Below are 15,246 nucleotides of genomic sequence, written 5' to 3' on the forward strand. Positions count from 1 at the left end.
GCGGCTACGTCTGGGCGTGCAAGAACTACGACGGCGACGTGCAGTCCGACACGGTCGCGCAGGGCTTCGGCTCGCTCGGCCTCATGACCTCGGTGCTCATGACCCCGGACGGCACGACGGTCGAGGCCGAGGCCGCGCACGGCACGGTGACCCGGCACTACCGCCAGCACCAGGCGGGCAGGCCGACGTCGACCAACCCCATCGCCTCGATCTTCGCCTGGACCGGCGGGCTGAAGCACCGCGGGAAGCTCGACGGCACCCCCGAGGTGACGGGGTTCGCGCAGACGCTCGAGGACGTCGTCATCCGCACCGTCGAGAGCGGTGCGATGACCAAGGACCTCGCGCTGCTCATCGGGCCGGACCAGCCCTGGCTGACCACCGAGGACTTCCTCGCCGCGCTGGACACCAACCTCGCCGCCAGACTGGCCTGAGGCCGGCCCGACCGCAGCCCGACCGCAGCCCGACCGCAGCCCGACCGCACGGGTCGGCGCCACCCGTGCGCCGACCGCCGACAGCCTGGATCGAAGGAGCTCCTCGATGTCCGACCTCATGGCGACCCCGCCTGCACCCGCCCGCCAGGCGCCCGTGACCGTGACGGTCACCGGTGCCGCCGGGCAGATCGGCTACTCGCTGCTGTTCCGGATCGCCTCGGGCGCGATGCTCGGCGCGGGCACGCCCGTGCGCCTGCGCCTGCTCGAGATCCCGCAGGGGGTCCGCGCAGCGGAGGGCACCGCGATGGAGCTCGCCGACTGCGCGTTCCCGCTGCTCGAGCAGGTCGACATCTACGACGACGCGACGGCGGCGTTCGACGGGGTCAACGTCGCGCTGCTCGTCGGGGCGCGGCCGCGCGGGCCCGGCATGGAGCGCGGGGACCTGCTCGAGGCCAACGGCGGGATCTTCAAGCCGCAGGGCCGGGCCATCAACGCCGGCGCCGCCGACGACGTGCGCGTCCTCGTGGTGGGCAACCCGGCCAACACCAACGCGCTCATCGCGCAGGCCAACGCGCCGGACGTACCGGCGGAGCGGTTCACCGCGATGACCCGGCTGGACCACAACCGCGCGATCTCGCAGCTCGCGGCGAAGACCGGTGCCACCGTGGGCGACGTCCAGCGGTTGACCATCTGGGGCAACCACTCCGCCACGCAGTACCCCGACGTGTTCCACGCCACGGTCGCAGGGCGGCCGGCCCTGGACGTCGTCGACCTCGCCTGGGTGGAGCAGGACTTCATCCCGACCGTCGCGAAGCGCGGCGCGGCGATCATCGACGCGCGCGGGGCGTCGTCGGCCGCCTCGGCGGCCAACGCCGCGATCTCCCACGTGCACGACTGGGTCCTCGGCACACCGGCGGGCGGCTGGACGTCGGCCGGCCTCGTCTCCGACGGCTCCTACGGCGTGCCGGAGGGCCTCATCTCGTCGTTCCCCGTGACGTCGACCGGCGGGGCCTGGCACGTGGTGCAGGGCCTCGAGATCGGCGGGTTCTCCCGCGCACGGATCGACGCCTCGGTCGCGGAGCTCGTCGAGGAGCGCGACGCCGTGCGGGCCCTCGGGCTGGTCTGAGCCGCGTGTGGCCGCCCCGGCCGACGGCGTGACCCGCGTCGCGATCCGGGTGCGGCCCGGGGCCTCGCGGACCGCCGTCGGCGGTGCGTACGGTGAGCGGCTGGTGGTCGCCGTGGGTGCGCGCGCGGTCGACGGCGCCGCGACGCAGGCGGCGCTGGAGGCGCTCGCGGAGGCCTTCGGCGTGCGACCGCGCCACGTGCGGCTGGTCACCGGCCTGACCAGCCGGGACAAGGTCGTCGAGATCGAGGGGCCGGCGGGGCGCGTCGCCCAGCGGCTCGCCGCGCTGCTCGAGACCTGAGGCGGGCCGGGGCGGTCGCTCTCGGGTGCCCGCCCGTCACCCGAACGGCCCAGTGACCACAAGCCCGTTCGAGTGAACGCTCACATGACCGCAGGGGACGTCTCGGCGTCGTCCGAGTCGCTGCAAGACCTTGCAGATCATGAAAGAACCGGGCTATGTTCGCGAGGACCCGGTTCACGGACCGGGGCGCAACGGACGAAGGGGTCCCCATGTCACGCGTGATGCGCGCACTGTCACTGCTCACCGCACTGGGGATGGCCGCCCTCGGCGTCGTCGTCCCGCTCGCGGGGCCCGCGGGAGCTGCGGCGGTCTCGGTGACCCTGGTCGGTGACCTGCAGGACGAGCTGGGCTGCACCGGGGACTGGGACCCGGCCTGCACCGCGACGCTGCTCACGCCCACCGGGACCGGCCAGTTCACGGCCGAGTTCCTCGTCCCCGCCGGCACGTGGCAGTACAAGGTCGCGCTCGACGGCACATGGGACGTGTCCTACGGCCGCGAGGGCACCGGGGACAACGCGCCGCTGACGATCGCCGGCGACACCCTGCTGCGCTTCACGTTCGACGAGACGAGCCACCTCATCGGCGTCACGCCGGTCGATCTCACCGGTGCGTACACCGCCGCCGACGACGCCCTGGTGGCGGCGCCGGTGCGGCAGCCGGGCTCGGAGGAGCAGTTCTACTTCGTCATGACGGACCGCTTCGCCAACGGCGACGCCACCAACGACGAGGGCGGCCTGGTCGGCGACCGCCTCGTCACCGGCCTGGACACCACCGACAAGGGCTTCTACCACGGCGGTGACCTCGCCGGCCTGCGCGAGCAGCTCGACTACATCGAGGGCCTGGGCACCACGGCGATCTGGCTCACGCCGTCCTTCCTCAACCGTGCCGTGCAGGGCACGGGCGCCGACGCGAGTGCCGGGTACCACGGCTACTGGATCACGGACTTCACCCGGATCGACCCCCACCTGGGCACCAACGCCGAGCTCGAGGACCTCATCACCGACGCCCACGCGCGCGGCATCAAGGTCTACTTCGACATCATCACCAACCACACCGCGGACGTCATCGACTACGACGGCGGGGTCTACGAGTACGTCGACCAGGCGACCACGCCGTACTACGACGCGGGTGGCACGGCCTTCGACCCCGCGGCCTACGCCGGCACCGGCACCTTCCCGACCCTCAGCGCGACGACGTCGTTCCCGTACGACCCGATCGTCGACCCGGCCGACGCGACGCTCAAGGTCCCGGGCTGGCTCAACGACCCGACGCTCTACCACAACCGCGGCAACTCGACCTGGACGGGGGAGTCGGTCACCTACGGCGACTTCGCCGGCCTCGACGACCTCATGACGGAGCACCCGACCGTGGTCCAGGGCTTCGTCGACGTCTACCAGGACTGGATCGACCTGGGCATCGACGGCTTCCGGATCGACACGGCCAAGCACGTCAACCTCGAGTTCTGGCAGGAGTGGACCACCGAGGTCCTCGACTACGCCCACGCGCAGGGCAACCCCGACTTCTTCATGTTCGGTGAGGTGTACGACGCCGACGCGAGCAAGACCGCCCCGTACGTCCGCGGCACCGACATGAGCTCCGTGCTCGACTTCGCGTTCCAGGCGTCCGCGTCGAGCTTCGCGCGCGGGTTCAGCCCGGCGACGCTCTCGGCGCTCTTCGCGAGCGACGACTGGTACACCACCCCCGACTCGAGCTCCACGGCCCTGCCGACCTTCCTGGGCAACCACGACATGGGCCGCATCGGCTACGGCGTGCGGACCTCCGGCTCCCCGCTGGAGCGCTCGGCGCTGGCGCACTCGCTGATGTACCTCACGCGCGGCCAGCCCGTCGTCTACTACGGCGACGAGCAGGGCTTCGTCGGGGACGGCTCGCTCGGCGGCACCGACAAGGACGCCCGCCAGGACCTGTTCGCCACCGACGTCGTGGAGTACCAGACGCAGACCCTGCTCACCGGCGAGGTGGCCGGCTCGGTGGACCGCTACGACGTCGCGGCGCCGCTCTACACGCACATCGCCGGCCTGGCCGCGCTGCGCGCGGCGACGCCGGCGCTGAGCAGCGGCGCCCAGATCGAGCGGCCCGTCGCCGGGCCGGGCGAGGACTCCGTCTACGCGTTCTCCCGCGTCGAGCGCACCGAGCGCGTCGAGCACCTCGTGGCGCTCAACAACGCCGCCGCGGACGCGACGGTGAGCATCACCACGCTCACGCCGGGCGCGACCTTCACGCCGCTGCACGGCGGCGGGGTGCCCGTCGTGGCCGACGCCGCCGGCGTCGTGACGATCACCGTGCCCGCCCTGACCGCCGTCGTGCTCGCGGCCGGCGCGACCGTCGCGCCGAGCGACGGCACGCCCGCCCTGACCGTCACGGCACCCACGGCCGGTGCGTCGATCGACGGCACCGTCCCCGTCGCCGCGACGGTCGACGACGTGTGGCAGGAGACCTCCTTCGCGTGGCGCGTCGTCGGCGGCACCGCGTGGACCCCGCTGGGCACCGCGGAGGACACCACCCCGCGGGTCATGGCGACCCTGCCGGCCGCGTTGACCGACGGCACGCTCGTCGAGTACCGCGCCGTGACGCAGGACGCCGCCGGCAACCGCTCCGCGGCCTCCACCTACGCCTCCGTGCGCGTCGCCGTCGACGGCGTGGTGCCGGACGACCCGGAGGAGCCCGACCTGGACGGACTGCTCGTCACGGCGCCGGGGAGCTACCAGAGCGAGGTCGGCTGCCCCGGCGACTGGCAGCCGGACTGCCTGACCACCCAGCTGACGTCGCGCGGCAACGGGCTCTACGCCATGACGCTCGCCGTCCCGCCCGGCAGCTACGAGTACAAGATCGCGATCGGCGGCGCCTGGGACGAGAACTACGGCGCCGGTGGTGTCGCGGGTGGCGCGAACGTGGCGTTCACCGTCGCGGGAGACATCCCGCAGGAGGTCACGTTCGTCTACGACGCCGCCAGCCATGCCTTCACCACGAGCGCCCAGGGGCCGCTCCTCACGCTGCCCGGCAGCTACCAGAGCGAGGTGGGCTGCCCGGGCGACTGGCAGCCGGACTGCCTGAGCACCGTGCTGCTCGACCTCGACGGGGACGGCGTCTCGACGTTCACGACCAGCCGGATCCCGGCGGGCACGTACGAGGTCAAGGTGGCGCACAACCTCGGCTGGGACGAGAACTACGGGGCGGGCGGCGCCCCGGGCGGCGCGAACATCCCGTTCTCCGCTCCCGGCGGCAAGCCGATCACCTTCACCTACGACCTCGCGACGCACCTGCTGACCATCGAGGTCACCGACGCGCCCCTCGCGGGGCTCGGCACCTGGCAGGCGCACTGGATCGACGCGACGACGCTGGCCTGGCCGGCGGCGCTGCTGGACGGCGCCGACCCGACCGGCCTGACCTTCGCGCTGCACCACGCCCCGGACGGCTCCCTCGAGGTGGTCGACGGCGCCGTGACCGGCGGCGCGCAGGTCGCGCTGACCTACGACCCTGCCGGCCTCACCCCGGCCCAGGTCGAGGCCTTCCCGGCCCTCGGGGGGTATCTCGCCCTGCACGTCGACGCCCCGCGTGCCGACGTCGAGGCGTGGCTGACCGGTGAGCTGCTGGTCTCCCAGGGCGACGGCGACGCGCTGTCCGCCGTCACCGGGGTGCAGATCCCGGGGGTGCTCGACGCGCTGTTCGGCGTCGAGGCCCAGGCCCGAACGTTCGGGGCGACGTGGCGCAGCGGCAAGCCGACGCTGACGCTGTGGGCGCCGACCGCGCAGGACGTCGTCGCGCTCGTGTGGCTGGGCGGGGACACGGAGGTCCCGCCGCTGCGCGTGCCGATGGTCCGCGCGGCCGACGGGTCCTGGACGGTCCAGGGCACCCGCGCGTGGAAGAACGCCGCCTACCGCTACGAGGTGACGGTCTACGCGCCCAGCACGGACGCCGTCGAGGTCAACGAGGTGACCGATCCCTCCTCGGTGGCCCTGACGCTCAACTCGACCCACTCGGTGCTCGTCGACCTCGACGACCGCGCCCTGGCCCCGCGCCAGTGGCAGTGGGCCCGCCAGCCCGTCGTGGCACCCGTGGACCAGACCATCTACGAGCTGCACGTGCGGGACTTCTCGATCTCCGACGTGACCGTGCCGGAGGCGCTGCGGGGGACCTACCTGGCCTTCGCCGAGCGGCGCAGCGCCGGGCGGGCGCACCTGCGCGAGCTCGCCGACGCCGGCCTGACCACGGTCCACCTGCTGCCGACGTTCGACATCGCCTCGATCGAGGAGGACCGCTCGGCCCAGCTCACCCCGGACTGCGATCTCGCGTCATTCGCCCCGGACTCTGCGGAGCAGCAGGCGTGCATCGACGCGATCCGCGACGCCGACGGCTACAACTGGGGCTACGACCCGCTGCACTGGTCCGCGCCCGAGGGCTCCTACGCCGTCGAGGCAGACGGCGCGGCACGCGTGGTCGAGTTCCGCACCATGGTCGGGGCGCTGCACGCCGACGGCCTGCAGGTGGTCCTCGACCAGGTGTTCAACCACACCGCCGCGAGCGGCCAGGACCCGAAGTCGATCCTCGACCGCGTGGTGCCCGGCTACTACCACCGGCTCAACGCCGTGGGGGCCGTCGAGACCTCGACGTGCTGCCAGAACGTGGCGACCGAGCACACGATGGCGCAGGACCTCATGGTCGAGTCCGTGGTGACCTGGGCGCGCGACTACAAGGTCGACGGCTTCCGGTTCGACCTCATGGGCCACCACTCCGTCGAGACGATGCAGGCGGTGCGCGACGCGCTCGACGCGCTCACCGTGCGGCGCGACGGCGTCGACGGCTCGGCCGTGTACCTCTACGGCGAGGGCTGGAACTTCGGTGAGGTCGCGGACAACGCGCTGTTCACCCAGGCCTCGCAGGGCCAGCTCGGCGGGACGGGCATCGGCACGTTCTCCGACCGGCTGCGCGACGCCGTCCGCGGCGGCGGCCCGTTCGACACCGACCCGCGCATCCAGGGCCTCGGCTCCGGCCTGGCCGGCGATCCCAACGGGGCGGTGGCCAACGGCACCGAGGCCGAGCAGGCCGCGCGGCTCGCCCACCTCACGGACCTCGTCCGCCTGGGCATGGCTGGCAACCTGCGCGACTACGCCTTCCTCACGAGCGCCGGCACCGTCCAGACCGGCGCGCAGCTCGACTACAACGGGCAGCCCGCCGGCTACGCGGACTCCCCGGAGGAGGTCGTCACCTACGTCGACGCGCACGACAACGAGACGCTCTTCGACGCCCTGACCCTCAAGCTGCCGACGGACACCCCCATGGCGGACCGTGTCCGAATGAACACCGTCTCGCTGGCCACGACGGCGCTCGCCCAGACCCCGTCGTTCTGGCACGCCGGGGCGGACCTGCTGCGCAGCAAGTCGCTGGACCGCAACTCCTACAACTCCGGTGACTGGTTCAACGTGCTCGACTGGTCCGGCGAGACCAACGGCTTCGGCCGTGGGCTGCCGCCGGCGGCGGACAACGAGGCGAAGTGGGTCTACCAGCAGCCGCTGCTGGCCGACCCGGCCCTCGCGCCCGCCCCGGCCGACATCGAGGCCGCGTCGACGGCGGCCCAGGAGCTCCTCGAGCTGCGGTTCTCCACCGACCTGTTCCGGCTCGGCAGCGCCGCGCTCATCGAGCAGAAGGTGACGTTCCCCGGCAGCGGGCCGGACGCGGCGCCGGGCGTCGTCGTCATGCACGTCGACGACACCGTCGGGCCGGACGTCGACCGCCGCCTCGACGGGGTGCTCACGGTCCTCAACGCGTCGGACGAGGCCGTGACGGTGACGCTCGACGCGCTCGCGGGCGAGCGCTACGCGCTCTCCTCCGTGCAGCGCCGCGGGGCGGACGACACGGTGCGCCAGACCACCTGGGACGTGGCGACCGGCACGGTCACGGTGCCGGCCCGGACCGTCGCGGTGCTGGTCGACGACCAGCACCGCCGGCCCGGCCACGGCGGGCACGGAGCGCAGATCAGCTAGGTCACGCTCAGCCGCCCGCTGCCTCGACCAGGGCGGCCTGGAGCTGGGCGACGCTGGCCTCGCCGCGGGTGAAGGTGCCTACGGCCGAGGTCAGCGCCGCGAGCTCCGCAGGACCGATCGCGCTGCCGTGCGCGAGCGACGGCACGACGGCATCGGCGCGGAACGCGAAGTGCGCCTCGCGCTGGTAGGTGCCGAGGTCGGACGTGCTCGCGGCGGTGGTGGCCGGCAGCCCGCCCTTCGCGTTGGCGAAGACCACCTGCGCGTCGGTCGAGGCGACCGTGCGCAGCCACTGCTCGGCCGTCTGCGGGTTCGGCGCGCCGACGGGCAGCGTGAACGCGTCGACGACGAGGTCGAAGGTGCCAGCGGTCCCGGGCACCGGCCGCCACGTGGGGTGCTCGCCAGCGCTCTCCAGGACGGGGAACGCCCAGTCGCCCATGACGGTGAACGCCGCCTGGCCGGCGGCGACGCGCTGGGCTGCGTCCTGCCAGTCCAGGGCGTCGCGGTCGTCGTTGGTGTACCCGATGAGCCGGGCGAAGTCCGCCAGCGCAGCGGTCACCTCCAGCGAGCCGGGGTCCGTGCCCCCGTCCCACAGGCCCGTGTACCCGTCGGGCCCGAGCCGCGCGAGGAGCACCTGCTCGAGCAGGTGCACCTGCGTCCACGTCGAGGCCACGGCGAGCGGGGTGCGGCCACTGGCCTGGACCGTGGCCAGCGCGGCCAGCCAGTCGTCGAACGTCGCGTACCCGGCCGCGGGGTCGAGGCCCGCGTCGGCGAGCACCTGGGGGTTGGCCCACAGGACGTTGGCCCGGTGCAGGTTGGAGGGCACGGCGTAGGGCACGCCGTCGACGCTCACGGCGTCGAGCACGGCGTCCGGCAGGTCCGCCGCCAGGTCGAGGTCCGCGAAGAGGTCCTCGAGGTCCGTCAGGCGACCGGCGGCCACGTGCTCGGCGAGCTCCGCGCCGCCGTGCACCTGGAAGGTGTCCGGCGGGTCGTCGTTGGCCAGCCGGGAGGCCAGGACGTCCTTGGCCGCCGAGCCGGCGCCGCCGGCCACCGCCGCGTCGACGAAGCGGGTCTGCGGGTGCTGCTCCGCGAACACGCGCACGAGGGCGTCGAGGGCCAGCTTCTCCGAGCCGCTGGCCCACCAGGTGAAGACCTCGACGCGCTGCTCGGCGGGCTCGGCGGGTGCGGGTGCGGCAGAGCACGCGGCGAGGCCGACACCCAGCGCGGCGACGACGCCCACGGCACGCGCCGACCGGGCCCACCGGCCCCCCGCTGCTCCCACGCCCGCCTCCGTCTCCCGGCCGGCCACGATGCCCGCCCGACGATCACCGGGGGTGAGCATCCCACGGGAGGTCGGCTCCGCGAGCGCTATCCTCGCGTGTGGCCAAGGACCGGGCGACGCCGGGATCCCAGACGTCGCTCCGCGAGGCCAACAGGGCCAGGATCGTGAGCGCGGTCCAGCAGCGCGGGTCCATCACGCAGATCGAGCTCGCCGGGGTCACCGGACTGTCCGCCGCGACCATCTCCAACATCGTCAAGGAGCTGACGGTCGCCGGGGTGCTGCACACGGCGCCGACGTCGCGCTCGGGCCGCCGCGCGCAGGAGGTCACGCTCGCGCGCAACCTGGGGCTCGTCGCCGGGGTCCACCTGGCCGAGCGCTCGCTGCGCGTGGCCCTGGCCGACGTCACCCACCGCGTCGTGGCGGAGCAGCGGCTCCCGCTCCCGCCGGGCCACCGGGCGGACTCCAGCCTCGACCGGGTCGCGCTGATGATCGAGGAGATGGTCGAGACCGTGGGGGCAGCCCCCTCCGAGGTGCTCGCCGTGGGCGTGGGCCTGCCCGCCCCGATCGACGTCAGCACCGGGCAGGTCTCGGCCGGCGGCATCCTGCGCGGCTGGGGCGGCGTGGTGATCCCCGACGTGCTCGGGCGGCGGCTCGGCATCCCCGTGGTCGTCGACAACGACGCCAACCTCGGAGCGCTGGCCGAGGCCCGGCTCGGTGCTGCCCGCGGCCGGCAGCACGTCGCCTACCTGCGCGTCTCGCACGGCGTCGGGCTCGGCCTGGTGCTCGGTGGGCAGGTGTTCCGCGGGCGCAGCGGAGCGGCAGGCGAGCTCGGGCACCTCGTGGTCGAGGAGGACGGTGAGCCCTGCCGCTGCGGCAGCCGCGGCTGCCTCGAGACGCTCATCGGCGCAGCGCACCTGCTCGCGCGGCTCGCCCCGACCCACGGCCACCTCACGCTGCGCGACGTCGTCGGGCAGGCGATGGTCGGGGACACGGCGTGCCGGGCCGTCATCGCGGAGGCCGGCGAGCGGCTGGGGCGCGTCGCCGCGACCGTGTGCACGCTGCTGGACCCGGAGGTCGTCGTCGTCGGCGGTGACCTTGCGCTCGCGGGTGAGCTGCTGCTCGACCCGGTGCGCACGGCGCTGCACGCGCGCGTGCTCGTCACGGACGCCGGCCCGGTGCCGGTCGAGGCCGCCGCCTTCGGCGGGCAGTCGGAGATGCGGGGGGCGCTGGTGCTCGCGCTGGACACCTACGAGGTCGGGGCCCCGCACGGGGCGAGGGGAGGGGCATGAGACGCCTGCTGACGCTGCTCACGGCCGCGACGGTGCTCGCGCTCGCCGCGTGCGCCGTCCCGGCCGACAGCCAGGCGCCCACCATCGCGCTGCTGCTGCCCGAGTCGAAGACCAGCCGGTACGAGGGGATCGACCGGCCCGTCTTCGAGGAGGTCGTCGCCGAGCGGTGCGCCGAGTGCCGCGTGCTCTACGCCAACGCGGGGCAGGACGCCGCGCGCCAGCAGCAGCAGGCCGAGTCCGCGCTCACCCAGGGCGCCCAGGTGCTCGTCCTGGGCGCCGTCGACGCCTCGGCGGCGCAGAGCATCGTCACCGCCGCCGCCGAGCGCGGGGTCGCGGTCATCGCGTACGACCGGTTCATCGCCGACGCGCCGCTGGACTTCTTCGTGGCGTACGACCCGGTGCGCGTCGGACAGCTCCAGGGGCAGGCGCTCGTCGCCGCCGTCGGGCCCACCGAGCCCGGCGAGGGCATCCTCGTGGTCCAGGGAGCGAGCACCGACCCCAACGTCGCGGGCCTGCGCACGGGCCTGGCCAGCGCCCTGGAGGGCTCGGGGCTGACGGTCCTGGCGGAGCACGAGACACCCGACTGGAGCCCGGACAAGGCCCAGGAGTGGGTGCAGGGCCAGCTCACCCAGTTCGCCGGGCGCGTGGTCGGCGTCTACGCCGCGAACGACGGCACGGCGGGCGGCGCGATCTCCGCGATGCGCGCCGCCGGGCTCGACCCGGTGCCGCCCGTGACGGGGCAGGACGCCGAGCTCGCGGCGATCCAGCGGATCGTCGCGGGGGACCAGTACATGACCGTCTACAAGGCGATCAGCCAGCAGGCGCGCACCGCGGCGGAGCTGTCGGTGCGGATCCTGCGCGGGGAGGTGCCCGCGGCGACCGTCGAGGTCCAGGGCATCCCCTCGGTGCTGCTCGCCCCGGTGGCGGTGACCCGCGAGCGGGTCGCCGAGGTGATCGTCGGCGGCGGCGTGCACAGCGCCGCCGAGATCTGCGTGGAGCCGTACACGGCGGCCTGCCGTGAGCTCGGCCTGGTCGGGACGGAGGATCAGGGATGAACGAGGCAGGACCGGCACCGGTGATCTCGCTGCGCGGGATCACCCACAGCTTCGGGGCCGTGCGCGCGCTCGTGGACGTCGACCTCGACGTGCACGCGCGCGAGGTGGTCGCGGTGGTCGGGGACAACGGGGCGGGCAAGTCGACGCTCGTCGGCGTGCTCGCCGGCGTGCTGGTGCCCGACGCGGGCGAGGTGGTGGTCGAGGGTCGCGAGATGCAGCTCACGTCGCCCGGCCTGGCCCGCGGCCTGGGGATCGCGACCGTGTTCCAGGACCTCGCCCTGTGCGAGGACCTCGACGTCGTGGAGAACCTCTTCCTCGGGCAGGAGCTGCGCCGCGGGCCGGCCCTGGACGAGGTCGCGATGGAGCGCGAGGCCTGGCACCTCCTGGCCCAGCTCGCGGTGCGCGTGCCGTCGGTGCGGGCACCCGTCGCCACGCTCTCCGGCGGGCAGCGCCAGGCGGTCGCGATCGCCCGTGCCCTGCTCGGCGAGCCCAGGGTGCTCGTCCTGGACGAGCCGACGGCGGCCCTCGGGGTGACCCAGACCGCCGAGGTGCTCAACCTCGTCGAGCGCGTGCGCGACAGCGGCTACGGCGTGGTCATGGTGAGCCACAACATGAGCGACGTCCAGGCGGTCGCGGACCGCGTCGTCGTGCTGCGCCGCGGGCGGGTCAACGGCGACTTCGACGCCAACCTCGCCAGCTACGAGGACATCATCGCGGCCATCACCGGTGCCGGCCCGTCCCGACCCGAGCGTCACCGAGGGGAGTCGTCATGAACCTGGGTGACCCGATGCCCGCCGGCGGGGACCGTGCGGTGCGCGAGCAGGCCTCGTGGCGGCACGGCGGCACGCCGTGGGGCCGCTGGCGGGACCGGGACCTCGGCTCCGCGCCGGTGGTCGTCGCCCTGGGCGTGCTCGCGCTGGTGTTCCAGGCGGCCAACCCCAACTTCCTGTCGGCCGACAACCTCGTCAACCTCACCCTGCAGTCGGCGACCACCGGGGTGATCACCCTGGGCATCGTGCTCGTGCTGCTCGTGGGGCAGATCGACCTGTCGGTCGGCGCGGTGAGCGGGCTCGCTGCTGCCGTCGTGGCGGTGGGCTCGGTGCAGCAGGGCTGGCCGCTCGCGGTCGCCGTCCTCGCCGCCGTCGTGCTGGGCGCGGCTGTCGGCGGGGTCTACGGCTGGCTCTTCACGCGGCTGGGCGTGCCGAGCTTCGTGCTCACCCTTGCGGGGCTGCTCGTGGTGCTCGGCCTGCAGGTCCGCGTGCTCGGCAGCACCGGGTCGATCACGCTGCCGTACGAGTCGTGGCTCGTGCGGTTCTCCCAGCAGTCCTTCCTGCCCGACGCGGTCGCGTACGGCGTCGTCGGGCTGGTGCTCGCCGCCTACGCCGCGGCGCGCCTGGTCGAGCGGCACCGGCGCGAGGCGGTCGACCTGCCCGCCGCGACGCTCGCCGCCGTCGGGCTGCGCACCGGTCTGCTCGCCGTCGCGCTCCTGGTGCCCACGTGGTACCTCAACCTCGACCGCGGGATCGGCGCGTCGTTCGCGCTGTTCATCGCGCTCGTGGTCGCCGCGGACCTGCTGCTGCGGCGCACGCGGTGGGGACGCTCGGTGCGGGCCGTGGGGTCCAACGTCGGCTCGGCGCACCGGGCGGGCTTCGCGGTGCGCCGCGTGTACGTCAGCGTCTTCGTCGCGTGCGCGGCACTGGCAGCCCTCGGCGGGGTGCTCTCGGTGGGCCGGCTGGCCGCGGCCAACCAGGGCACCGGCGGCTCGGACACCAACCTCACCGCGATCGCCGCGGCCGTCATCGGCGGCACCAGCCTGTTCGGTGGGCGCGGCAGCGCGTGGTCGGCGGTGCTCGGGGTGCTGGTCATCGGCTCGATCTCCAGCGGGCTGACCCTGCTCAACCTCGACGCGTCGTTGCGCTACATCGTCACGGGCATGGTGCTCGCGCTCGCGGTGACCCTGGACTCGGTGGCCCGCCGCACCCGCCAGAGCCCGGCCCGCTGAGGGCCGACGTCCCCCGCTCGCCCCTGCGGCCGATCGCCGGTTCTCGGCGGTTCTCGGTCGTCTGGCGACCGAGAACCGCGGAGAACCGGGTCGGAGGAGGGGTCAGCGGAAGACGATGGTGCGGCGCCCGTCGAGCAGCACGCGGTGCTCGGCGTGCCAGCGGACCGCGCGGGCCAGCGCCCTGCGCTCGACGTCCTGGCCCAGCGCGACGAGGTCCTCGACCTTGCGCGAGTGGTCCACGCGCTCGACGTCCTGCTCGATGATCGGGCCCTCGTCGAGGTCGCCCGTGACGTAGTGCGCGGTCGCGCCGATGAGCTTGACGCCGCGGTCGTGCGCCTGGGCGTAGGGGCGGGCCCCCTTGAAGCTGGGCAGGAACGAGTGGTGGATGTTGATGACCTTGCCGGTGAGCGTGCGGCACAGGTCGTCCGAGAGGATCTGCATGTAGCGCGCCAGCACCACCAGCTCGACGTCGAGCTCGTCGACCAGCGCGAGCAGCCGCGCCTCGGCCGCGGACTTGGTGTCCCGCGTGACCGGCACGTGGTGGAAGTCGATCCCGTAGAACTCCGCGACGCCGGCCAGCGCCGTGTGGTTGGAGACCACCGCGACGATGTCCAGCGGCAGCCCCTCGGACTGCTGGCGGAACAGCAGGTCGTGCAGGCAGTGGGCCGCGCTGGAGACCATGACGAGCGTGCGCATGCGGCGCCCGACGACGTCGAGCTGCCACGACATGTCGAACTGCTCTGCCAGGGCCCCGAGCGCCTCGTCCAGCTCCGCGCGGGATGCGAGGGACTCGACCTGCACGCGCATGAAGAACAGGCCGGACAGCGGGTCGCCGAACTGCTGGGACTCGGTGATGTTGCCGCCGTGGCTCGCCAGGAGCCCGGCGACGGCGTGCACGATGCCCGGCCGGTCGGGGCAGGACAGGGACAGCACCCAGTGGGTGGGGGCGTGCGGGTTCGCCGTCGTCGCGTCGGTCACGAGGGCTGAGGCTACTCGTCCGGGCCGGAAGATCACCCGCTCGCGGCGTCTCGCCGGCGGGGCGTCCCTCGCACGGGTGCGCCGCGGGGTGCCACCATGGACCCATGAGCGCCCCTGAGGTGAGGATCGACGTCGTCGGCGACGATGCGGCAGGCGAGCTGCTGACGGTGCGGAGGGCCGCGTTCGTCACCGAGGCCCAGCTGTACGGGGACCCGAACATCCCCCCGCTGACGCAGACCCTCGAGGAGCTGCGGGCCGACCTCGCCGACGAGGCCGTCGTGACCCTCGGCGCCTGGATCGGGCACCGGCTCGTCGGGTCCATCCGGGTGGGCATCGAGGGCAGCAAGGCCACGCTCGGCCGGCTGGCGGTGGTCCCCGACCTGCAGCACATGGGCATCGGCACGCGCCTGCTGCTGGGCGTCCCGCCGTACCTGCCGCCGGACACGTCCGAGGTGTGGGTCTTCACCGGTCGCGACTCGCTGCAGAACCTGGCGATGTACACCAAGCACGGCTACCAGCACGAGTACGACGAGGCGGCCGGCGCGCTGACCTACGCGTACCTGCGCAAGATCCTCGGCGACGGGCCGGAGGACGACGACGACGTCGCGGACGAGGTCGACGAGGTCGCAGCCCCCCAGGCCTGAGGCAGTCGCCGGGGCTTGCTAGGCTTGCCCCGTCGCGACTGGCGAACGGGTGGGTCACCACCGGGGAGCGACGGCCGAGAGGCACCGCAGCAGACTTCGGGTCGTACGCCTGGGCCCCGGGTCACCACACGACCGTGTGCGTGCC

Annotated in this window: 11 protein-coding genes and 1 riboswitch; of the genes, 9 read left to right on the forward strand and 2 right to left on the reverse strand. The window is 73.8% G+C overall.

Annotated features, from left to right (window positions below; all coding sequences use genetic code 11):
- The 4 genes from PKY62_RS00405 to pulA form a co-directional block, all read left to right on the forward strand.
- The coding region (locus tag PKY62_RS00405) for an isocitrate/isopropylmalate family dehydrogenase (RefSeq protein ID WP_324533717.1) at positions 1–431 on the forward strand (431 nt) is incomplete at its 5' end.
- Positions 432–537: 106 nt separating this feature from the next.
- Positions 538–1,557, forward strand: a complete 1,020-nt coding sequence (locus PKY62_RS00410; protein ID WP_324533719.1) for a malate dehydrogenase — start codon at positions 538–540, stop codon at positions 1,555–1,557.
- 7 nt (positions 1,558–1,564) lie between these two features.
- Positions 1,565–1,855, forward strand: coding sequence for a DUF167 domain-containing protein (locus PKY62_RS00415; RefSeq protein ID WP_324533720.1), 291 nt, complete (start codon positions 1,565–1,567; stop codon positions 1,853–1,855).
- Between the two features lie 209 nt (positions 1,856–2,064).
- Positions 2,065–7,854: a pullulanase-type alpha-1,6-glucosidase gene (pulA, locus tag PKY62_RS00420; RefSeq protein ID WP_324533722.1), complete on the forward strand. Its 5,790-nt coding sequence runs from the start codon at positions 2,065–2,067 to the stop codon at positions 7,852–7,854.
- Between the two features lie 7 nt (positions 7,855–7,861).
- On the opposite strand, the gene PKY62_RS00425 is transcribed toward pulA, so the two are convergent.
- Entirely contained in the window at positions 7,862–9,133 is a 1,272-nt protein-coding gene (locus PKY62_RS00425; protein WP_324533724.1) for an ABC transporter substrate-binding protein, read from the reverse strand.
- A 98-nt stretch (positions 9,134–9,231) separates the two neighbouring features.
- Between PKY62_RS00425 and PKY62_RS00430 the strand changes: the two genes are divergently transcribed.
- From PKY62_RS00430 to PKY62_RS00445, 4 genes are read left to right on the forward strand one after another with little or no spacing between them, the layout of a single operon-like run.
- Positions 9,232–10,422 carry an ROK family transcriptional regulator gene (locus tag PKY62_RS00430; protein ID WP_324533726.1) on the forward strand — a complete coding sequence of 397 codons (1,191 nt, stop codon included), beginning with the start codon at positions 9,232–9,234 and terminating at the stop codon, positions 10,420–10,422.
- Positions 10,419–11,477, forward strand: coding sequence for a sugar ABC transporter substrate-binding protein (locus PKY62_RS00435; protein WP_324533728.1), 1,059 nt, complete (start codon positions 10,419–10,421; stop codon positions 11,475–11,477). Before PKY62_RS00430 ends, PKY62_RS00435 begins: the two co-directional genes overlap by 4 nt.
- Positions 11,474–12,250 carry an ATP-binding cassette domain-containing protein gene (locus tag PKY62_RS00440; RefSeq protein ID WP_324533730.1) on the forward strand — a complete coding sequence of 259 codons (777 nt, stop codon included), beginning with the start codon at positions 11,474–11,476 and terminating at the stop codon, positions 12,248–12,250. The genes PKY62_RS00435 and PKY62_RS00440 overlap by 4 nt, the downstream gene beginning before the upstream one ends.
- Entirely contained in the window at positions 12,247–13,479 is a 1,233-nt protein-coding gene (locus PKY62_RS00445) for a sugar ABC transporter permease (protein ID WP_324533732.1), read from the forward strand. Before PKY62_RS00440 ends, PKY62_RS00445 begins: the two co-directional genes overlap by 4 nt.
- Before the next feature lie 102 nt (positions 13,480–13,581).
- Here the strand turns inward: PKY62_RS00445 and purU are convergent, their stop codons facing one another.
- On the reverse strand, positions 13,582–14,457 hold the full coding sequence (purU, locus tag PKY62_RS00450; protein ID WP_324533735.1) for a formyltetrahydrofolate deformylase: 876 nt from the start codon (positions 14,455–14,457) through the stop codon (positions 13,582–13,584).
- A 104-nt stretch (positions 14,458–14,561) separates the two neighbouring features.
- Here purU and PKY62_RS00455 point away from each other — a divergent pair, with 104 nt between their 5' ends.
- Positions 14,562–15,101 (forward strand): GNAT family N-acetyltransferase, encoded by a 540-nt coding sequence (locus tag PKY62_RS00455; RefSeq protein WP_324533737.1) that lies wholly within the window; start codon positions 14,562–14,564, stop codon positions 15,099–15,101.
- Positions 15,102–15,125: 24 nt separating this feature from the next.
- Positions 15,126–15,223, forward strand: a riboswitch (ZMP/ZTP riboswitch).
- Positions 15,224–15,246: the final 23 nt, after the last annotated feature.

The organism is Actinotalea sp. (assembly GCF_035443605.1).
Taxonomy (GTDB): Bacteria; Actinomycetota; Actinomycetes; order Actinomycetales; family Cellulomonadaceae; genus Actinotalea.

Excerpts from the sequence above, each read along its gene's own strand:
- PKY62_RS00455 (WP_324533737.1), top strand. The coding sequence starts at position 14,562 with ATGAGCGCCCCTGAGGTGAGGATCGACGTCGTCGGCGACGATGCGGCA.
- PKY62_RS00435 (WP_324533728.1), top strand. The coding sequence starts at position 10,419 with ATGAGACGCCTGCTGACGCTGCTCACGGCCGCGACGGTGCTCGCGCTC.
- PKY62_RS00445 (WP_324533732.1), top strand. The coding sequence starts at position 12,247 with ATGAACCTGGGTGACCCGATGCCCGCCGGCGGGGACCGTGCGGTGCGC.
- pulA (WP_324533722.1), top strand. The coding sequence starts at position 2,065 with ATGTCACGCGTGATGCGCGCACTGTCACTGCTCACCGCACTGGGGATG.
- PKY62_RS00440 (WP_324533730.1), top strand. The coding sequence starts at position 11,474 with ATGAACGAGGCAGGACCGGCACCGGTGATCTCGCTGCGCGGGATCACC.
- PKY62_RS00410 (WP_324533719.1), top strand. The coding sequence starts at position 538 with ATGTCCGACCTCATGGCGACCCCGCCTGCACCCGCCCGCCAGGCGCCC.